Source organism: Candidatus Thorarchaeota archaeon, from assembly GCA_021498125.1.
Lineage (GTDB): Archaea > Asgardarchaeota > Thorarchaeia > Thorarchaeales > Thorarchaeaceae > B65-G9.
This window is the reverse complement of record JAIZWL010000001.1, coordinates 470,139-491,813: the sequence shown is the minus strand read 5'-3', so window position 1 is coordinate 491,813 and position 21,675 is coordinate 470,139. Positions and strand designations below refer to the sequence as shown.

The following is a 21,675-nucleotide window of genomic DNA, read 5'->3' as shown; positions in this document are numbered from 1 at the left end:
TAGCTATTTCTTGTGCGGGCGCCACTGGTCAAAGATCGCCATATATAGACATTCATCAGGACTGATCCACATCTCAGATGAGGAGAAGGACGCATCCACCATTTCTGCGGGAGGATCTTTGATGAGGGCTGCGGGTATTGACTCGCTTGACTCCCCCATGACAGCCGTACACGCAGATGCCAGATTATCAGCAACTGCACGACGTGTCACACGCAATACATTCCCGAAGAGGTCCTTATGCCCTCGTTCATCTACAACTGGTCTGAAACCTGCGACCCCCAGCGCCATTCCAATGGTCCCCAGTCGTAAGGGTTGCGTGCGACTGTCGATGACAATCACACCGATCTTTTTACCAAGACGAGAGTATATCTCTTGACGTAGACGCTCGGCACTTGCTCGTGAGTCTTTGGGGAGAAGAGAGGCATAACCGGGTGGCACGTTAGACTTGTCAACACCTGCATTAGCCATCAGGGTATTGTCTTTGATGGTGAGCATGATATGAGAGACCCCACCAAGGATCTCATCGGCCTCTCGAACGACCAGCTCGGCCACTTCTGGAACAATATCGTATTTCTCTGCAAGTTCTCGGGCCTTGGGGGAAACCTCAACGTCCTCAAGTCGGACGATCTGACCCTCAGTGGTTCCAAGAGGGGTCTCGGCAACACCAAGGATATCACCATCTTCGATCTCGTATCCGGTCTTCGATAGACCTTCAAGAAGAACATCGATAAAATCGTCATCTGGTTGAATGATTCGGGTCTTGATCGGAATGACAAGCATTAGAGTGGCCTCAACAGGACGACAAGGCAATGCTAGTTAAAGACTACGAAGCAGTCAATGCTCATCGGATTGTTGATCTCTTCGTTGCAGTTTCATCCGTGATGCCATGACACAACCCTCCCCACGCCTGCCACCCATCGGATTCCGGGGGGTGCCTAGAGAGTTCATACACCTTGCTGCCACGCCAGCACCCATAGCAAGCCCATCCTCTGCAAAGAGAAGATCGTGAGAGGCCGTCCATAATTCTCCATTGTCGAGATGGAGCGCATTCGCAATGATTCGCGGTTTTGCGCCTGAAGTTATTGCACGCCCGGTGAGACCGAGAGAGGTCTCTGGAAAGATCAGGCCCTCAGACTCCGCAATCGCCACAAGACGCTGAACAATATTGGATTGGACATGGTCAATCACTGAGATAAGCATAGGGAGACCTTCGGTCTCGTATATCTCCTGACCAAGGCGTCGTAGTTGTTCAAGTCCTGAACCGTTCGTTCCAGCATCCACACCGATCAAGGCGACACCGGATTCCGCGGCGGCGCGTGTATTGACTGGGACTGTACCATAACGGGAGACCCCATCCGGAACGTGGGCCACTCGAATTATCTTGTCGAGTACGTCTAACCAATGATCTGCAATATCCAATAGGCGATAGCGTTTTGGGAGTTTGACCTCGATCACACTGCCCATCTTGGCATCTACAAGATCGGTCCCACGAATAATAGCATCGGGGATCGCTCCGCCCAGACCGGCAAAAGAACCGACGGTCTTAGCATAGGGACTTCCATTGTCAGTGATACGTCCTGCAAGAGTCGTTCCAAAATCAAGCGTCATCACAGGATTCCGAAAGTCAATTGTTGTAGACTTTGCAGCACCCTTTAGACCGGCTGTGACAAGCTCGCCCTCCATCTCATTGGCCACTATCTCAGTGTTTGAGGGCGGAAGAGATCCTGCAACGGCACCATCAAAGTAGACCTTCTTTAGCCATGTGTATTGACGAATGCCCGGAGGAAGATTTGCAGGAGAGATCGAGGCCGTCATCTTTCGAGGTGGGATTCCTGCAGCAAGGCAGCCCTCGGCCAAGGCTTTCACCATCTCACCCACATCCTCAGGGTGTGCGAAGCCTGCCGTCACACCTGTAGATCGCACAACAAAATGGATGTCCTCGTTTATGTCTAGATGGACCTTCCCGACAGCAGCAAGAAGAACATCACGCACCAGCTCAGCCACCGATTCGCGGGTCAAGTCGATCCCCACGAGAGTGCTACCAAAGACAGACTCATCATCCCGCGGAGGACGAACGGTCTTGGTCAGACGCACCTCTTTGGCAATCTCAAACATCTCACCTGTCTTAAGATTGGTCGAAACTATGATGCATTTGGTCGTCGTATTCCCCAATTCGACAGAGGCAACCGTATAGAACGGCCCCCGACGAAGAGAGGAGATACTCATGCTCTTGGGTCTCACGATACGGAAGGTCACACTCTTTGTCTCCAGAGATCTACACTAGCCGGCTGAAGGGGTGGTTCTCAGAGGGCTCGATCCCTAATTCAGTATTTGCAAATTCCCCCATGAATACATTGCCCATAGCGACTACTGGAAAGACCAAGTCCGCATTCTTGATTGGTCCATAGAGAACATAGTCTGCACCCATCATGAGAACAAGAAGACTGGAGGAAACATCACAGGTCTTGTACGCAGCCTTGTCTTGTTTCTTATACTCGCGAAGCCAAGGCCATGAGACCGGAGCATTATGAACACCAGACCCAGTAGGAAGCCCATAGGTAGCCTTTGCAACAAAGATGAAACCAATAGACGATCCTGCGCCCGAGCCAATGGCAGTGGTTGCTGTATCAAGAAGTGGCTTGGAGATACCTAGGTCTTCGACAATAGGTAACAGACCACGTTCAAGATCGAGCCCACCCTCATCAAGCACCTTTCGCCTGCCAGCAATTGATGTGTCCTGTGGATTGAATGCCAAGACAATAGCCGAGTCCGGGGTCACTTCTGATAATGCCTCCAGTTCATCAGCAGTGGCTGAGATGTTTAACGAGTTATAGATCACATTGTCTAATAGGCCAATCTCCTCAGAATATCTGAGACCTGCAACCCGCACCTCGGCTGTTGTGGAATCAATGATGATCGGCGCATCGGTGACATCAGCGACAAATTCGAGATACTTGAGAAGCGCCTCAGAACTTGAGGCGACCACCTGAACAATCGTAGGATTACCAGTGATCTCAGCTAGCTCGTCCTGTCTATTTATGAGGCTCTCCGCGGTCTTACGATCAAAGACTCCATGAACGGCATCTTCAACGATCTTATCGCCTTCGTAGAATATCGACCCCGCAAGGACTGTCGGGTTCTCTCCAGGAGATCCCCCAATTCGGACATCACCAATAGTATAGACGACCTGTTCTTTCTCAAACGCAAACATCATTGTACCTCCTTTCCAAGCAAAATAGTCCCAGACTCATCGGACAAGATCTCAATAATCACATGATTCGGAGGCAGAGAGACCACTGCCGAAGTTGCGCCTCCTCCAAGTTCTGAAGTAGCAGGGTCTAGCGCAAGACCATATTCCGGGAGAACAAAGATATCCCCACTTGATATTCGTGGGCCGGAACTCCGCGTATCATGGGTGAACTCGATCCAGAAGGGGTCTTCAAAGAACGGCTCAACATCTTTCTCATGAAGCTGCGAAGCGATCTCTGCAATCCGTGTGGGATCGGATACGTTCATCATGTCGATAAGCTCAACCTGTGACCTGAAACGTTCAACCGCCTCTATTGGAATATTTTCAATATATGGAATAGCCCCCTCAGCCTCGATGATCTTCCGTGTAGATGGATCAACCCCATTCTTGTGAAGACTTCGAAGAGAAGTCCCAGTTCTATGACCGGGAATCTCAGGGCCAGCCAGAATGAAATAGCGAATGTGTGGATTGGATATGACATTGATAAGCACACGTTCAATTCCAATATTCTCGGTCTTGCATGTGCCTATAATTGCGTATTCAGTAGGCACGTCAAACTTTTTCCCCAAGGTGCATATGGCGACTGAATCAGAGGGGTTTCCAATCTCGTAGTCACCGGGAGCGGGAGGCCACTTACGACCATCAGATTCACTCAAGCTATAGCCTCCTATTCTTCTGTTTTCGGTTCGAAGAGTTCGAGCTCTTTACCCAGAGCATGACTTGCCTCAGCAGCTGCAGAGGCCAGAGCATTTCCGATCAGGGCCACTGCCGTGAATACCTCTCTTGTCCGAACCATGGAACCATACATGATCGCATCTGTGGCCAGAATCTGCGCAGCCACAGTCGCCGCCACAATAGAGGCAAGATGAGGGCTCTCGTCATTAAAGCCCTCCTGCTTGAGAAACCTCCATGCGGATGGAGCGTTATGCGGTCCAAGACAGGTAGGCAGACCTAGCTCGGACTTGATCGCAAGAGTTGTACGATACTCAAGACCATACCCTGCGCCCACTGGAAGTGTGGCCGGGTCCACCAACATTCTCTCAATGCCAAGGGCCTCAGCCTCAGACACCATACTCTTGACGGTCTCCATTCGATCTGGCAGTGATGTGGCCCGTGGCGACCAGCCTAGAACTACGGCCGCGTTGATATTGCTCTGACTGAGCAACTCTTTCTCTTGTTCCTTCATTGAGAGATTGATAGAATTATAGATCGCCCGATCCGCAAGGCCTGCTTCATCACAGTACTCGATACCACGGACACGGGCCTTTGCACTTGTGGACTCGAACATGAAGGGGCCTTCGAAATTATCAGCGACCCAAGACAGATGGCGCTCCATGGCAGTGGGGGTTCGACCGTAGGCTTGAATGATCATAGGATGGCCAGTCGTTTCGACCATCAGGTGAGCCATATCGATCCACTCTTGTGCCAAGGCAGTATTGAACCTGCCCTCCTTCATGTCCTCCACAATAGGTTGCCCCTTGAAGAAGAGACCCCCAACCAGAACTGTTGGGTTCTCTCCGGGCTGTCCACCAAGACGAATGCCATCAATATCAACTACCTGCTGTTCCTTCTTGAATATGAACACGCTATCACCTCATCATTCAGGACGCGGGAATAATCCGGCCCGCTCAACGAGATCGGAAACCTTGTCTTCCCAACCCACGGCCATAATGTGGATTCCACTGACCCCATCGATCGTACGTAGCGCCTCGATGGTCTCAAGAGCAATCAGGAGTCCCTCGTTTCTGACGGCCTCCTGTTTTTCATTTCCGGTCAGACCAGTTCCTGCTCGTTCAAGACGGGTAATAATCTCTTCGGGAACCACGATACCGGGAATCCTATTGTTCATGAATCGAGCCATTTTGGGACCTTTTAGAGGGATGACCCCCGCCAAGACATGAACATCAAGACGACGTACTCCGTTCATAAACTCCTCAAAGCGGGAGAGATCATAGATGGCCTGTGTCTGAAAGAACTTCGCGCCAGAGTCGCGTTTCTTCTCAACACGCCAGACCTGAAGTTCCAGCGGGTCAGCATAGGGATTGAAGGTCGCTCCAAGAAAGAATTCCGGAACGCCCTCAAGCTCTTGGCCTGCAAGATCGGTCCCATCCATGAGGCCTCGGGCAATCTGAAGGGCCTGAATCGAATCAAAGTCGAAGACCACCTTTGCATGAGGATGTGTCCCATGTCGAGGGTGATCCCCTGTGATGAAGAGCACGTTTCTGATTCCTAATGCATACGCACCATATAGAGAACTTTGCAAAAGAATGCGATTCCGATCTCGTGCCGAAACTTGCATGACCGGCTCAGCGCCAGACTGAAGCACAAAATGTGAACAGACCATGCTATCCATGGAGGGAATTCCACGAACATTGTCAGTGATGTTAATGGCATCGCAGTGTTTTTTCAATTGATTTATTTTTGTTGTCAAAAGACTGCTGTCAGAACCATGAGGAGGCCCGACTTCAGAAGTTACAACAAATTCGCCATTTTCAAGTAATCTCTGTAATTTAGTGAGTGTTTACACCTCTCTGTCTACATCTGTTGACTACCTTGGCCGATTGATGTTAGCCTATATCTGTTTTGATTCCAACCATGGGCAAATGAGCAAGTCAATTGAAAATCGGCCAAAGAATATAGTTCATACTTCATCAAATACTACAGAATTAACCGATAGAGATGATTCAGTCTGTCATCAGTAGACTCACTTGTTGCAGGTCAGACCATAGTTTCTACATGCTCAATCTTCCGAGGTCGATGAGTCAGACTCCAATCGCGCAGACCCCACATCTTACGAATATTGGATAACTTTCCGAGTGCTTTCAGACGGTCATAGATCAATTGCCAGGCGCAGTCTTGGTCGGGATTGACTGCACACTTTCCGTTCATGGAACCACCACACGGTCCGTTCAGCAACCCCTTTGCACATCGCGTGATCGGACATATACCTCCTGTGAGATGAAGCACACAGTCCCCGCACATGGAGCATCGCTCATAATGGTGGAACCGTTCAGGAGTGGATCCTAAAAACTCCGAATTCGTGGCTGGAAAGGCCTCCTTTGACGGGATCATCTCTGTGACCATTTGCGCTCCAACTCCACAGGCTTGAATAAGGAACACATCAGCATCTTCAAGCATATCCATTTTGTCAGCGATTGTGCGGCGTAGTGCGTGACCGTCACACATTCCACCCTCCACAAAGACGTAACCAAGGACTGTCTTCCCATGTGAGGTCAAAAGATCATCCATGTCTTCGAGTTGAAGATAGCCGCCCACATCACACATCTGGGCACAGCCACTATCACCAAAGAGAACTATCTTCTGGTAACCTTCTAACATCTGAAGGATCTCTTCTACGGGTTTCAGTTCCATCGCAATCATTGAAACGACCACCATGCCGGGCAGAATATGATTGCCTGATAAATCACCACGTACAACGCAATGGTCACTCGAGTCGATGAAGAGAACCAACAGGGAGCGTCTTGAAAAGACGTTGAGCAGCATCCTCTGGTAGATCAGCCTCTATCTTGATAGTGTCTTCCTCGTATTTTTCCGAATACACAAGACCGTTATCATGAATCCACGAGAGAAGCGACATGCTCTCGTCACCATAGGGGAGACTAAGAGAATATCGCGAGAGTTGAGGAAGATGCATCTCAACAGCATCAAGCAGTGCGTCCAAGTTCTCCCCGGTCTTAGCGGAGATCGGAACAACCTCGCCTACAAGTTCCGAGACCGCATCAATGCGAGCGGGCAGCTCTGAATTGTCAATGCGATCGATTTTGTTCAATGCGGCAATCATCGGAATCCCATTGACCCCGATCTCGCGGAATGTATCAAGACAGGTATTGGTCTTGCGAAGGATCTCATCAAGTGAATCAGACCCATCGATAACAACGACGATGACATCGGCTCCACCAATCTCCATGAGGGTGGTATTGAACGCTTTGAGAAGTGACGAGGGAAGGTCGCTGATGAATCCGACCGAGTCGTTGAGGATCACACGCCGATCTAATGCGGTCATTGTCGCAGCCTTAGTGCTCAGTGTGGTGAACAGTTGGTCCGCCACCTCTACTGTGGAACCGGTCAGAGCACGATGGAGTGTACTCTTACCAGCATTGGTATAACCTGCAAGGGCCACTTCCAGAAATCCCTCAGCGGAACGTCGCTTTCTCTTGAGTTCCTGAGCTTGGGATATCTTCTCTAGTTTGGCACGAATATTAGCAATCCTGCGCCTGATCTCCATGACACGAAGGTTGAGTAGATCCTCTCCGGCTCCGATCTGCTCACCGACGGGACGGGCGCCAGTATGTTCTTTTTGAAGACGCATTCGTAACTGATGCCTGATGAATGGAAGTTCATACTGAAGGCGCGCCTCATCAATCTGGAGCTTTGCTTGGAGCGTTCGAGCCTGTCGATCAAAGATCTCTAGAATGATCTGTGTACGGTCACGTACCTCGACATCCCAGGTCTCCATGAGGCGATACATCTGACTGGACTTGAGAAAAGGTGAGAACAACACAACATCTGGCTCGTTAATCTCAAGCCACGTCTTGATTTCTTCAACCTTCCCGGAGGAGATCGCGTACCTTGTAGAGGGATATCCGATGATGTCAAAGGTATCAAGTACTGTATATCCTGCACTCTCTGCTAGGGCCGTGAACTCATCCAACAGATTGGGGTCGAATGATCGGCGAAGTTGTACGAGTAGTGCAGTCTGAGAAGTCATCACCTACTCCAAGATGCATACTATCTTAAGGTGTTCGATATGGAATGGTTGAAATTGTTTAGAGCCGATTTTACGAGCCCTGCGAGGAGTGACCAATGAATAATTTCGAGATACGAGCGAAAGATGGACTCAGCCGCATTGGGATGTTCAAGACAAGACATGGTACTGTGACAACACCATTGCTCATGCCAGTGGTACATCCGGGCAAGTCGGAGATTCGCCCCAGGGAGCTGGTCGAGGAGTTCCAGTTTCAGATGGTCATAACAAACTCGTACATTATCAACCGACAGAAACGATTTCGAAGTGTTGCCGAATCGGAGGGAATTCATACCCTCCTTGATTTTGAAGGCCCCATAATGACCGACTCAGGAACGTTCCAGATGTACTTTCACGACTTACCAGAGGGAGAGATCGACCCCCTTGAGATCGTTCGGTTTCAGAGAGACATTGGATCGGATATCGGAACCATCCTCGATGTGTTCTCATCACCCGATGCTGGACGCGAACAAGTCGAGAGAGATGTGGAGGTTTCATTAGAGCGGGCAAAGATCTCAGTAGCCGAAAAAGGAGAGATGTACCTAGCAGGTACTGTGCAGGGAGGCATCTATCCGGACCTGAGAGAACATTCGTCACAGATTCTCGCCGATCTTGACTTTGACGTTCATCCAATAGGTGGTGTCGTGCCCATGATGGAACAGTACCGCTATGCGGATGTCGTCAGGGCGGCTCTTGCAGCAAAGAGGTATCTTCCACCGGATCGACCAGTCCATCTCTTTGGTTGCGGACATCCGATGTTTCTCGCACTCGCAGCCGCATTGGGTTCCGACTTCTTTGACTCTGCATCGTACGCAAAATTCGCAGAAGATGATAGAATGATGCTGACCACAGGGACAGTACATCTGCATCAGTTGCGGGAGTTGCCATGTGATTGCCCTGTATGCAGTAGTACAACAGCAGACGATCTCAAGCAGATGAAGGCCGCAGAACGCCATAGAGCATTGATGAGGCATAATCTCTATGTGACTGCCGCTGAGATGCGCCGGGTCAGACAGGCGATACTTGATGGCAAGCTCTTGGATCTTGTGGCTGAACGAGCACGAGCCCATCCCAGTCTGTATGAGGCATTTCACACTCTGCTCGACAATGTAGGGTTGCTCGAACAGGCACATCCGGTAGGAGGCAACGCATCGATATTCTATACAGGCCCTGAAACCGTACGCACCGTCCCGTTCTACAGATTTCACATGCGCATGATCAAATCATACCCATACAAAAAGACGAGATCTCTGGTATTAATCCCTCACATAGCAGACAGACCTTTCGCAGAAACCACACCGACCATTGTTGATGCAATCCGAAAAACTTCCTCGGAAAGAGCATTGCTTGCCTTTGTGACCCCATTTGGGATTGTCCCGTGGGAGCTAGAACACATCCACCCGGTCCAGCAGACGATCTTCCCTCAACGAATTGATGCGGATACGATGGCGATTGTAGAACAGAGAGTCGAAGAGTTCATTCACGAGTTGAAGGTAAAGGAAGTCTTCTGGTTCAATCGAACCACACCGACCAATCGGCTCTCCGAGATCGTAAAAAAATCACTTCCAGTCCAGATCTTGGACAGCGCATCAGCCATCATTGAAGAAATTGCCACTGAAGACAAACATGTGGAACTATGGACAAAAAGAAAACTGAGAGCTGTAATGGCATTCCAATGGAATGTCGATTCATCACTTCTTCCTGAGAACATACGTATTGAGGTCTCGAAAGGGACTGGGAAGATTCGCTATGTCAAACGGGGAGAAGAAGTGCTATTCACGATGGTCCCCACTACAGGACTCCTTGCACCCACTGTTGCAGGAGGACTGTTACTTGAGAGAATGAGGCTCCCTACCAGATATCAAGTAAAGATGCACTCCGATGCCGTCGAGTTCATCATAGCGGGCAAGTCTGCACTTGCTAAGTTTGTGATCGAGGCGGATTCAGAATTACGTGCAGGGGAAGAGGTCATTGTGCAGGATCCGGACGGAAACCTCATTGCAGTAGGTCGCGCTGTCTTGAATGGGCAAGAGATGCTGAGATTCCAGAGGGGCGTTGCAGTCAATATTAGACATTCGAAGAAGCTGTAGAGGGGGAGGGCGCCGTGAACAACGGATGCCCTGGAACCTTCCGCAGTGCTTCAACACCACCAGTTGGTAGGACCATGACCTCTGGCCGTGGAGCATACAGGGTTATGGGATCACCAGCCTTTACAGGGGCTGTGGGCCCAAGTAGAGCTTGTGCGTGAATACCTCCAACCTCGAAGTAGACCTCGGTAGCACTACCAACATAAATTGTCCGGGTCACAGTGCCTGCAATCTCATTATCGCGTGGATCTGTACGCTCAAGATGAAGCGACTCTGGTCGCATTGCACACTTTACGGTCTCACCAGTTTCAAAGGGATAACCATCTATCGTAGCCTTTCCGGCGATCATCTGGTCATTCGGGATTTGCACCTGAATATAGTCATCAACAGATTTTACAACACCGTTAATGAACGTACATCGGCCAATAAAGTCGGCGACAAATATTGTCTGAGGATTCTGATAGATCTCACGTGGAGTTCCGAATTGTTGGACATAACCATGATCTATGACCGCCACTTTATCAGAGATACTTAGAGCCTCTTGTTGGTCATGAGTCACATAGACGGTTGTGATTGAGAGTTCTTTCTGAATTCGAATAATCTCCTCACGCATCTCCACACGAAGCTTGGCATCAAGATTTGAGAGTGGCTCATCGAGGAGCAAGACATCAGGCTCTATAACCAGAGCACGCGCAAGAGCAACACGCTGCTGCTGTCCACCAGAGAGCTGATGAATATGGCGCTCACCGAGTCCACCCAAACGGACAAGTTCCAATGCCTCATTAACACGACGAGCAATTGCATCCTTGGTATATTTCATCCCATTGATACGCTTGAGACGAAGACCATAGGCCACATTCTCGTACACGGTCATATGAGGCCAGAGAGCATAGTTCTGAAAACACATTCCCGTATTTCGTTTATGTGGTGGAAGATTGGTCACGTCCCGATCATCAAAGTAGATCCTACCCGAGTCGGGTTGATAGAATCCCGCAATGAGTCGCAGAAGTGTTGTCTTCCCACAGCCCGAGGGACCAAGGAGCGTGGAGAGCTCGCCCTCATGAAGGGTCATGTTCACCTGATCCGTGGCAACGATTTCTCCGAAAGTCTTTCGTAGATTTTCAAGTCTAATCTCTACCATTTTGTCACCTCATATGCCTGTTATGGCCGAAGACCTAGAGCCCAGAATCTTGTTCGTGAGCGTGATAACTATCATCTGTAGCACCATCATTAATACACCAAGACACGCGGCATTAAAGTAGCCGCCGTACTGTCCCGTAGCGTTCAACACCTCATTCGTCCAGAATGTCATAGGGGCTTGATCATGCCCTACGCTGCCTAGAATAAGACTCGTACTCACCTCACTCACCGAATAGACAAATGAGAGCAATGAGCCTGCCAGTACGCTGACCCCAATGAGCGGCAACGTGATCTTAGCAAAGGTCTGATTCTTGCTTGCGCCAAGATTCATGGAGGCCTCTTCCAAGACTACTGGAGTGGACAAGAGACCTGCATACGCAGCCCGTACCGTAAATGGAAACTTCCTCACCGTATAGGACATCGTAATGAGGAAGGCGGGCCCCCCTGGTGGGAAGAATGGCGTGTTGTAAAACAATGTGAAGTATCCAGTTGCAATGACAATCCCTGGCAGCGCAATGGGGGAGGTCACGAGCAAATCGAGCGCCGTTTTTCCAGGTAGATCCCGTCGTGCAATCAAATACGCGGCACTCGTCCCCAATAACACAATGATCACAGTAGCAATTGCACCATATAGCAACGTCAGATTGATCGACTGAGCCACATCCTCATATGCCCACAACACGGAATAATTGTCTAACGTCCATGCTTCGGGTAATATGGCATCTGTAGACCAGTGATGTGCAAATGACAGAATAATGACGCTAATCTGTGGGATCAATGCAAGAAACAGGGAGGGAATCAAGACAGCATAGAGCAGAATTGTAGCAGGAAGGGAGAGTCGGCGGGTCCGGGGATTCCACTGGCCACCCTTAGAGCCTGACTCGTATGAACGAAGAGAGGCGTATTTACGGATGACAAGGAAACCAATGAGTGCAAACACAAGAAGGATCAGTCCAACTGCTGGACCCTTTGGATCAATGCTGCCGGATTGAGTTGCAATGCTCGAGAAGACTTGATAGGCGAGGGTCTTCTGAGCCTGTAGATCATCATAATAGACAATGGGGGTACCAAGGTCCTCGATACTCAGAATAAATGTCAGAATGGCACCAGCCTGTATCCCCGGCATGGCCAGAGGAAGCGTGACACTTCTGAAGAGCTTGAAACCAGTGGCACCGAGATTCTCGGCCTGCTCCTCAAGTGAGGGATCGATGCTCATGAAGGAGGAGTAGGCATTAAGGTAGACCAGTGAGAAGAACGACAGGGACTGGATAAATATGATCGCAGCAAGACCATGAAGTTCTACTCTAAATGGCATCCAATGTAATGTTGTATAAAATAGATTATTGAAAAAGCCACGCGCCCCAAGAAAACGCTTGATGCCAATTGCTCCAATAAATGGGGTGGCTAGAATGGGGAAGATAAGAACGGTACGGACAATAGACTTGCCCGGAAAATCATATCGAGCAATGATAAATGCAAAGAAGACGCCCAAAATGACCGAGAACATTGTGACCACGATGGCCACATAGATCGAGTTGATGACAGCACCATAGTCCCATCCTTGGATGACTAAGAGATCACCTGCAAAGAGGACTGTACGAGTGTCAGTATAGGTTATCCACTCGCCAGTATCAGGATTATACTGCCATGGCCAAAAGTTAGTATCAGTAAAGAGCCGGGTAAAATGTTCCAGTGTAAAGGCGCCAGTTGATGTATCGATAAAGGACGTGTATACCACACTGATCAGTGGGGCAAGCAGAAAAAGAGAGAAGACGCCGAGCACAGCAATCAGCTGAACTGTAGAGAGCATGTCAAGCTCTCGACGCATCTTGCTACCAGCAGCACGGATAGAGTCTGCAGGATGCCTGAAGAACTCCGTGATGCCAGAGGCAGTCTTCTTAATGCCACTTGTTATTGCCCGCCCAAGACGCTTAAAGAGAGATACAATACGCCGTGGAAATCCCAACAGTGCGTATTTGATGTCATCCTGGAGTCGGGCCGGGATAAGTTCAGGTTCACTTTGCTGTGTCTCGGCTGTAGTCATAGCAATTCCTCACTGATTGTTAGAGGATCTATGGCAACAGAGCCTGAATCTGATTATACACATCAATATACTGTGCCTTAGCGGCCGCAGTCCATCGAGATTGTATCTCAGATTTGAAGGTCGCATCATAGATCATATCGTGATTGATAGCAGTTGCATAGGCGATGGTAAAGGCCTCGTCCTGATTTGTCTTCGGATCTTTGACAGTCACAGGTGCGCCCATAAGATTTGCATAGTACTCGAGCTGAGAGGCATTGATATGACCGTCTTTGAATGCATTGACAATGGCACTCCAGCAGGTCACTAGCTCAGTATGAGCGTCTGTAAATACCGACTCAAAGTAGTGTATGAAGGCTGAGTTGATTGATAGGGAGAGTGTATCGTTGAATTCAATTCCAGTTGTCTTGACCGTATTGTTGAAAGTAGCATACATCTTTGCATAGCCCTCAGTACTCTTCGCAAGTGCAGTATCAAAGGTCTCTCGCATCACAGGCATCCTCATGATGTTCGGATTAAGCCAGAGAGCCTGTGCTTCAGGAGTGAGTACCCAATCAACAAATGCCTCAGCCATCGCCTGATGCGGAGTGGTCTTCGCAATTGCAATGGGATCACCATTCACAATGGTCTGGCCTTCTGGCAAGATGTACTCACAATCAGGATTCTTTGTCTGAGTGACGTAACCGTAGAAGTCAATTGACATCGAGATACCAACTTGGCCAGTCTCAGCAGCAGTCTGGGTCTCGACTGAACCGAGGAAGATCTTGGCACTCCCAGCCATCCGAGCAATATTAGCCCAACCTGTCTCCCATCCAAGACCCTGAGTGATGATCTCATAGATCCTTGTATTGGAGGTGGTATCAGGTGCATTGCCCATTGCAATTGTCGGGATTGTGGGCAAAAGGCTCCCATAGGTTGCATTGGCCAGATCAGTCCACTTGTGAGGAACTGGAAGACTGTAATCGTCCAAAAATTGGTGATTAACGGTAAAACCAAAGGAGGAGATTGCCGCAGCAATCCAGACGAGATCACTGTCACCGTTAATCCGTTTCATGTTTGCGCCTGCAAGTGTATCATTGACTCGCGCAGCCGCAGCCGCCATTCTGGTGCTGGTAAGTGGGAGAAGGAGATCATCACGCATGAGTTGATCAAAGAGCGTAGGTCCACCACCCCAACAGACATCGACCTGGTTAGCATTGATCAGGTCGTCCCAAAATTCTCCAGAGGGAGTCTTCCATTTGACATCGGTGATACTGAGATTCTTTGCATAGTCAGATGCTAAGAACGCATTTTCAAAAACACCATGAATCGCAACATCATGACGTGTGAGAATAGTAAGTGTGTTACCCTCTTCTGTTGTTGTCGTGCCAGTGGTAGTGGTGGTACCCGGATTGAGCAGCAGAAATCCGGCAATACCGCTACCAACTATGACCACAATTACAACTACAGCAATGAGTATTGTCTTCGTGTTTCGCGCAGATTCGAATTCACTCATTCCAAACGCCTCTTGCTCTATTTAGGCCGCAGGTCCCATCTGAGGTAGATGGCCTATTATCGTGTCTAACTTATGGAACCAAGCGAGGTAATTAAGGTTATCCAAAATTAGGAAAATTCAGTGCAAGCATTCTGAAAGCGTCACGTCTTCGACAAGAACAGGCGGTATGATTGGCAGGAAGATAATTAACGATAAATACAAATGAAAAGGAGGAGTTTGCGCCTCTCTCGAAAAGGTTTTATCATGCAATAATGACAAATTGTCTTATCCTCTTTCCACATATAAAACCGGAGGACGCAGAAGACATGAACTCTACAATAAAAGCTAGAAGAGTATTTGCCGTCTTGATTATGGCTGCTATGCTCTTACCTCTTTTCGTAGGTCCAACGCCGGTTGCTGCACAGACGAGTGCGAAGAAGATCGTCTTCGACTACTCTCACGGTCAGTACAGTTCCAAGCTCTGGAACACGACCGATCTGCAGTTGGCGAACAACCTCACCGCCTTGGGTTATGAGGTTGTATGGGCTTATGGAGGAATAAATAACACAATCCTTTCAGATGCGGTAGGCTTAGTCCTTGGCTCCATCTATGGAGATACAAATGGCTATCTCGCGTCGGAAGTCACTGCTATCGCTAACTGGTTCAATGCAGGTGGTAAGTTCCTATGGGTCGGCTACGATTCCGACTACAGTGGAGCATATATCAACGACAACATGACCCAGATCCTTGAAGCAGTTGGTTCTCACGTATATGGTGAACCGACATCCATTGAGGATGCATACTCCAATTGTGGTGCTGGCTATCGTCCAGTTGCAAATGGCACGAGCAATGACCCCTTCGTGGCGGACATTGTGGCCGGTACAACAAAGGTCCTCATGCATGGTCCAACCCTCCTATACGGAAGCAACAGCTCAACCCCCGCAGAGAACACCAAGCCTATCGACTTAGAAACAGGCTCGATTGCAAACGTATATCCTCTTCTCTATTATGGTGCTAGTGCAACCATCGCTGACCATGACCTGACCTATCCATACGCTCACGAAGATGGTGACAAGGGCGCATTCGTTGCTGCAACCCTTGAAATCAAGGCGGGCGATAATGGCGATGGCGTCATCATAGTTTCCGGTGCATCACCATATGGCGACTACCAGCCGATGTGCTCATGGGAGTACAAGGACGTCGCTCTTAACGGAGATGTCTTTGTCAAGCAGGCCATCGACTTTGGCATTGATTATGCAATGAATCCCCCAGCACCAGCCCCAGCACCCTTGGACATGACTCTTGTTCTTGGTGCGGTAGGTGTGGTCATTGTTGTGATCATTGTCGTTGCTGTCCTAAAGAAGAAGTAATTTAAAATAGAAGTAGACCAGTGAATGGTCTGCTTCTCTCTTTTCTTTTTATATAACATCACATATTGCATTTGGGTAGTATAATGCATCTTAATTTTACTAGTAAGCCTTATTTTAACTGAATACAGATAACCGAATCGGTGAGTATGACGACTCGCACGACCAATGTGATTGCACTAACACTAATTCTCATGATAATCATACCAATACCTTTGTCATTTGTAAGGCCACAGACATATTCTTCGAGTCCTGAGAAGGATATGTCGACCGTTGCAGACTTCACATCAGCCAAAATATTATTTGATGAGAGCCATGAGGCCAATGGTAGCGCACTATGGGCCCCCGGCAATGCATCAATATTCAGCTGGATGCTCGGAGTCAACGGATATAATTCATCAACCAATTTTGACCAAGCACTTGATTCGGGAATTTTGAACAATTATGACATTCTTGTATTATTCTTCCCCATGAAGGATCTCACTCAGAACGAGATAGACGCAGTTCATACTTTTGTCAATAATGGGGGAGGCCTACTAATCGTGGGTGTGGACACAGGAAACGGCTGGAAATTCACATCAGATCGATTAAACCCCATCGCTCAGACATATGGGATCTCATTCAACAGTGAGCAGCTGAGAGGTTCCACAACTGATCTGGCCACCCACAATATAACCCATGGTGTCTCATCCCTTATGGTCGATGCAGATCAACTGTGGTCGTGCTCATTAACGCTCACAGGTTCAGCTGAACCTATCGCCACTCTGGATAGTAAACCAATTGTGGCTTCTGCCAAAAGTGGTTCTGGACGGGTTGTTGCAGTTGCCACTCCTGCACCATTTCTTATGTATAGAAAAGGAGCATCAGGACATGGACAAGATCATTTTCAGTTCAGTCTCAATGTCATTGACTGGCTAGCGGGAAATAATCCAAGGACAGCTAATGTCCCAGAGATTGCCACAATTATTGTCGGAGATGGGCCTGCCGTCAATGCAAGCGAGTATCAAACGTTTGTTGGACTCTATCACGATCATACCACACACAGTGACGGACACAATACTGTCGAAGAGATGGTAGAGGCCGGATTGAATAAAGGCCTTGATTTTATGGTCTTGACCGACCACTCCTATAACAAGCCTGCACCTATAGGGGGAATGACTGGAGGACTGGCTGCGCGAAAACTGGTTGAGAAATACGGAATCGATATCAAACAGATACCAGGGGCCGAACTCTCTTCGGTGAAACATACGACGGGATTCCCACTCAAGAGCAATATCTTTACACTGGACCAGCAGGAGGCTATCGATGGAATCCATGCCCAAGGAGCGTTTGCCACATTCTGCCATCCAACTATTGATCCAAGCTATGCACCGGTGTATGAGGCGTTTGATACATACGGGTTTGATGCAATAGAGGTCGACAACATGGGCTTTTTCTATGGGGCAGGAGAAGATGGATTGTATAGACGCTACTTAGGCGCCAGTGACGGACATAGTGCTCTCTATGTGGGACAGATGCTTAATGCAGTGTTCGTCCGGAACCCCACCGGGCCTAATGGGCGCATCAATGATTCGGATATTGTCGATGCAGCCCTCAACAAACGAGTTGTGATTCTGGATCGCGATAATAATCTCATCTATGGTCAGAGGGTCTGGGTGGATAGATTCCTCAATCTTACAGCCGAGGCTAAACAAGCCCTAGCAGATGCGAATGCCAAAATAGAGGCACTTGTGTCAAACGGAGCAAAGATAGGCCTCTCCCAGATGTACTTGAATGACGCCCAGATTGCTCTTGATAGCTGGAATCCCGCACGAGCCTTGAAACTTATTTGTAACGCAACGGCTCAGCTGACTCTCGGGATTGATCTGTCAGTAGATATTCCGACAGTGGCTGACCCGAACGAGTCCATTCCCTTCGATATCACCGTCGGTAACAACCATAGTTATCCAATCTCTGTCAACACGAGTGTATATGCTATTAGCTCGTTGACAATCGATAAGGCCAATCTTGTGATCTCTGTACCAGCAGAAGGCACAAGTACGGGGTCACGGGACGCCTCGGTAGACTCGGAGGGCTTTGTCAGTTATTGGCTCAATATTCAGTCATTTAACACAACGGCATACCTAATGCCAGTTCTGCTAAAACGTAGAGCTGCCATTGATAATGTCACATGGTCCATCAAAGAGAGATCTTCAGGATATTCTGCGACCATAATGTGGATGATAGATTCTGCATCCCGGCGGCAGATATACAATGGCTGGATCTATTATGATGATGGAAACGGCGTTACCAAGACCAAAATGGAGAAGAATTTCAACTGGTACGAGTTTACTCTAGGGCCGTATACCGAACCCACTAATGTGACATTCCACATAGAGATGACTGACATCGCAGGAAATACGTTCACATTATCAGAACGTACAATTACAGTTGGTCCAGTGGATACGACTTCACCAACTGGCATTGCCATTCCATTAGACACTACTACTATAGTACTTCTTACCGCAGGAATTGGTATTGTCGTGGTAGTAATTGTCGGCATTGTGATTAAAAAGCGAGAATAATCAATCGCTTCTTGGAGGGGGTATCGGACGGTTTCCTCCTCCAAATCCTCTTTTTTAAACGGCATTAGGCCCAAGAACTACTATACTAGACCAGACGGAGTATAATCGGTTGACAGATGGCCAAAACAGACAGCGAGCGTCCATTTATCGAGCGGTTTGACGATAATTCAATTCTGCCAAAATTGATAAGCAAATTTTCGATATTATTAGGCGATTGATAAAGGTGTGAAGAGATGGTAGACACGATCGATCTGGGAATGGGAGATGAAGAGATAGAACGCGATATATTGAGATCTTTTGGATGGGCAATTGTCGAGTTCGAGGAAACCCTCTATCACAAATACCTCATGATGTCAGCGCCACACTCACTACTATCGCAAGAACAATTCAACAAATTTTTAAAAAATATGCAGGCGAAAGGGTATATTGCACCCCTAAGTCTTTTGGGATCAAAGGCATGGAAGAAGCTGGTAGTCGAGGATGATATCGAAGATACACTAAGACCTAGACGGATCCGTATTGCGACCGAACAGGAGGCAAGACCAACTCCGGCACGTCCAAGAGGATTTGTCGTAAGCGAGTCGCATATCATTGCCAGTGACATCCTTCATACTATCGAGAACAAGCTCTTCCCGGGACAACCTCGAAATCCCCGAATGGAAGAACGCATGAAAAAACATGTTTCGGAGATGAGGCGGGCACTGACACAATCGAGGAACGACTTTTTGGATTATCTGAAGAAACAGGCCCCGACCCTGAAGAAACCAATGGAGCTGATTCTCAGCTCAAAGGGCGAGAATCTTTTGCTTGTGAGCCTTCGCCTGATCGAGTCGGGGGCAATAGAACATTAGTAGGATCTATGGACCAAGAAATTAGACAGATCCAACAGAAAATCTCGATATGTGGAATTGAGTGCTGGTTCAGTGGTCTGCAGAGCATCTTGACCCTCGGCCAATAACTCTTCCATCATTTTGTGAGTGGAATCGAGAGCCCCGGTTTCACGGAATATGTCACGGACCTGATTCACTTCTTCCTCTGTGATGTCAGTCTTCCCAAGAAGAGAGTCAAGGGTCTTCCGTTGTGAGGCATCAGCAAGCCGGTAGGCCTCAATAACAAGAAGGGTCTTCTTGCCCTCACGGATATCACCCTCAGTGGATTTTCCTGTCACTGCTTCATCACCAAAGGAGCCAAGAATATCATCCTGCGCTTGGAAGGCCTGTCCTACGCGAATACCAAATTTAGAGAGAGCATCCTTTTGCGAATCGGTTCCGCGTGCCAGTGTAGCCCCGATCAGTAGTGACTTTTCCATCAAGACTGCGGTCTTTAAACGGGTCATCTCAAGATAGAGCTCAGCAGTCACACTTTCATCGTTGACCATATTCATCTCAAGAAGCACCCCATCAGCAAGCTCTTGGTAGGCCTGTTGATACAGGGAGAGGCAGGGATATCCAAGATTGGGGGGCAACTCGGAGGCACTGATGATCATTCCACCAAAGTTGAGCAGTGAATCGCCACCAAGAACTGCCATGGCCATTCCAAAATCCGCAGCCTTGGTCTCGTCATCAACAGCATGCTTCTTGAACCACTCACGATAGAGGGCGTGAAATGTCGGACCACCTCTACGAATCTCATCGTGATCAATGAGGTCATCGTGTAGCAGAGATCCGTTGTGCAACATTTCCACAGAACAGGACGCGCGATAGAGGTATTTTAGATCGACCTCTTCACGGATAGCCTTGAATGCGGACACGACTAAGATGGGGCGCAGACGCTTCCCACCTCGTATGAGATATTCGCGAAGATTTCCGTAATAGAGTTCATGCACAGGACTAAGCGCGCGTGCACGCTCCATCAGCAGTTGCAAATACTCCTCTAATGCTTTGTTTACCTCAGCAATCTCTTTTTTCATCAGAGCCTTGAATTCTGTCACACTAAGACCTCTTTCACGATATACACCGCAGCCTCTAGGTGCCAGATTATTAGACTTTCGGCCTAGAATATATCTTCTGAGCAGACATTCACTACACAAACGGCTGACGCAAGATGTGCGTGATAATAGTGGTTCTTCAAAAGGTCATAGTGCCATGCAATACAGGAACTCCAGTACCGCTCACTTTCACCTGAGTGATCTCATGCGAGTCGCCCACTACTTCAACGAATATCTTCCCGGGGCGATCCATGAAATGGCCCTGCTCGATCACTATACTTGTGACGGGGATAGTGACATCAAACATCCCGTATTTGATCATGTACGCACCCATACTGCCAGCACCCGAGCCTGTGACAGGATCTTCGTTTATCCCCAAGAACGGTGCAAAGTGACGCACATGTACATCAGAGGTTGGTTCCAGAGTCTCGCGGGTAAACACTTGAATCGAGACCCAATCAGAACCTGCCTGTAACTCGTTAAGACGCTCCCAGTCAGGATGAATACGTTCAAGCGCACGAAGGGTACTGACTGGAACCATGAGCTGGGGGGTCCCGGTGTTCACCGTCTGTACCGGATGTGGGGACATAATATCTGCTAGAGAGAGACCCAGTGCCTCCGCAATCTCCTTCGGATCATAGGTCTCCATGAATTGAGGGGTGGGATGAGTGATCTGCACTTCGTGGAGCATAGAGGATTCATTTTTGACAACTTCAACCTCAAGCACTCCGGCCAGCGTCTCGACCGTAAACATATTCACGTCTTGGACTATATCGATGAGTCCTTCATACGCCAATGCGGAAAACCCCGCTACGGTAAGGTGGCCAGAGAAGGACATCTCACCAGTGGGAGTCATATACTGGAACTTGAAATCGGCCACTTTGGAGTTGTGTATAAAAAGGGTCTGTCCAGTGATGATCTCACGTGCTATCGCTTCAATATCACGGTCACGGAGCTTGTCTGCATCCAAGACCACTACAGCAGGATTTCCGCCGAAGGGCCGATCCGTGTACGCATCCACCTGAACAACTTTGATCTCAGTTCGATGTCTCATCGCAAT

At 48.7% G+C, this 21,675-nt stretch carries 16 protein-coding genes and 1 pseudogene; 4 read left to right on the top strand and 13 right to left on the bottom strand.

The genetic code is table 11. From position 1 onward, the window contains the following. Positions 1-3 precede the first annotated feature (3 nt). From cofE to hflX, 8 genes and pseudogenes are all read right to left on the bottom strand, one after another. Positions 4-780 (bottom strand): coenzyme F420-0:L-glutamate ligase, encoded by a 777-nt coding sequence (gene cofE, locus K9W43_02615; protein MCF2136107.1) that lies wholly within the window; start codon positions 778-780, stop codon positions 4-6. 54 nt (positions 781-834) lie between these two features. Beyond that, positions 835-2,256, bottom strand: coding sequence for a methanogenesis marker 14 protein (locus K9W43_02610; protein ID MCF2136106.1), 1,422 nt, complete (start codon positions 2,254-2,256; stop codon positions 835-837). 19 nt (positions 2,257-2,275) lie between these two features. After that, entirely contained in the window at positions 2,276-3,214 is a 939-nt protein-coding gene (mtrH, locus tag K9W43_02605; protein ID MCF2136105.1) for a tetrahydromethanopterin S-methyltransferase subunit H, read from the bottom strand. Next, positions 3,211-3,906: a tetrahydromethanopterin S-methyltransferase subunit A gene (locus tag K9W43_02600; GenBank protein ID MCF2136104.1), complete on the bottom strand. Its 696-nt coding sequence runs from the start codon at positions 3,904-3,906 to the stop codon at positions 3,211-3,213. The genes mtrH and K9W43_02600 overlap by 4 nt, the downstream gene beginning before the upstream one ends. Positions 3,907-3,917: 11 nt before the next feature. Further along, positions 3,918-4,835, bottom strand: coding sequence for a hypothetical protein (locus K9W43_02595; GenBank protein MCF2136103.1), 918 nt, complete (start codon positions 4,833-4,835; stop codon positions 3,918-3,920). Positions 4,836-4,847: 12 nt separating this feature from the next. Beyond that, positions 4,848-5,762: pseudogene (locus K9W43_02590) on the bottom strand (methylenetetrahydrofolate reductase). A 206-nt stretch (positions 5,763-5,968) separates the two neighbouring features. Beyond that, positions 5,969-6,631, bottom strand: coding sequence for a methylenetetrahydrofolate reductase C-terminal domain-containing protein (locus K9W43_02585; protein ID MCF2136102.1), 663 nt, complete (start codon positions 6,629-6,631; stop codon positions 5,969-5,971). Between the two features lie 64 nt (positions 6,632-6,695). After that, entirely contained in the window at positions 6,696-7,979 is a 1,284-nt protein-coding gene (gene hflX, locus K9W43_02580; protein MCF2136101.1) for a GTPase HflX, read from the bottom strand. Between the two features lie 95 nt (positions 7,980-8,074). Here hflX and tgtA point away from each other — a divergent pair, with 95 nt between their 5' ends. After that, on the top strand, positions 8,075-10,105 hold the full coding sequence (gene tgtA, locus K9W43_02575) for a tRNA guanosine(15) transglycosylase TgtA (protein ID MCF2136100.1): 2,031 nt from the start codon (positions 8,075-8,077) through the stop codon (positions 10,103-10,105). Here tgtA and K9W43_02570 read toward each other — a convergent pair. Genes K9W43_02570 through K9W43_02560 form a run of 3 tightly spaced genes read right to left on the bottom strand, consistent with a single transcriptional unit; the run spans position 10,083 to position 14,778 of the window. After that, positions 10,083-11,243, bottom strand: coding sequence for an ABC transporter ATP-binding protein (locus tag K9W43_02570; GenBank protein ID MCF2136099.1), 1,161 nt, complete (start codon positions 11,241-11,243; stop codon positions 10,083-10,085). The genes tgtA and K9W43_02570 overlap by 23 nt on opposite strands. Positions 11,244-11,252: 9 nt before the next feature. Further along, a complete protein-coding gene (locus tag K9W43_02565) occupies positions 11,253-13,286 on the bottom strand; it encodes an iron ABC transporter permease (protein MCF2136098.1) in 2,034 nt (677 codons plus the stop codon). 28 nt (positions 13,287-13,314) lie between these two features. Then, positions 13,315-14,778, bottom strand: coding sequence for an ABC transporter substrate-binding protein (locus tag K9W43_02560; GenBank protein ID MCF2136097.1), 1,464 nt, complete (start codon positions 14,776-14,778; stop codon positions 13,315-13,317). A 305-nt stretch (positions 14,779-15,083) separates the two neighbouring features. Here K9W43_02560 and K9W43_02555 point away from each other — a divergent pair, with 305 nt between their 5' ends. From K9W43_02555 to K9W43_02545, 3 genes are all read left to right on the top strand, one after another. Beyond that, positions 15,084-16,127 carry a hypothetical protein gene (locus tag K9W43_02555; protein ID MCF2136096.1) on the top strand — a complete coding sequence of 348 codons (1,044 nt, stop codon included), beginning with the start codon at positions 15,084-15,086 and terminating at the stop codon, positions 16,125-16,127. Positions 16,128-16,387: 260 nt separating this feature from the next. Beyond that, on the top strand, positions 16,388-18,688 hold the full coding sequence (locus K9W43_02550) for a hypothetical protein (GenBank protein ID MCF2136095.1): 2,301 nt from the start codon (positions 16,388-16,390) through the stop codon (positions 18,686-18,688). A gap of 233 nt (positions 18,689-18,921) precedes the next feature. Continuing rightward, on the top strand, positions 18,922-19,539 hold the full coding sequence (locus K9W43_02545; protein MCF2136094.1) for a hypothetical protein: 618 nt from the start codon (positions 18,922-18,924) through the stop codon (positions 19,537-19,539). Here the strand turns inward: K9W43_02545 and K9W43_02540 are convergent. Both K9W43_02540 and K9W43_02535 read right to left on the bottom strand, forming a co-directional pair. After that, a complete protein-coding gene (locus K9W43_02540; GenBank protein MCF2136093.1) occupies positions 19,536-20,618 on the bottom strand; it encodes a polyprenyl synthetase family protein in 1,083 nt (360 codons plus the stop codon). The two genes, K9W43_02545 and K9W43_02540, sit on opposite strands and share 4 nt — an antisense overlap. 136 nt (positions 20,619-20,754) lie before the next feature. Next, positions 20,755-21,669 carry a PhzF family phenazine biosynthesis protein gene (locus tag K9W43_02535; GenBank protein MCF2136092.1) on the bottom strand — a complete coding sequence of 305 codons (915 nt, stop codon included), beginning with the start codon at positions 21,667-21,669 and terminating at the stop codon, positions 20,755-20,757. Between the last annotated feature and the right edge of the window lie 6 nt (positions 21,670-21,675).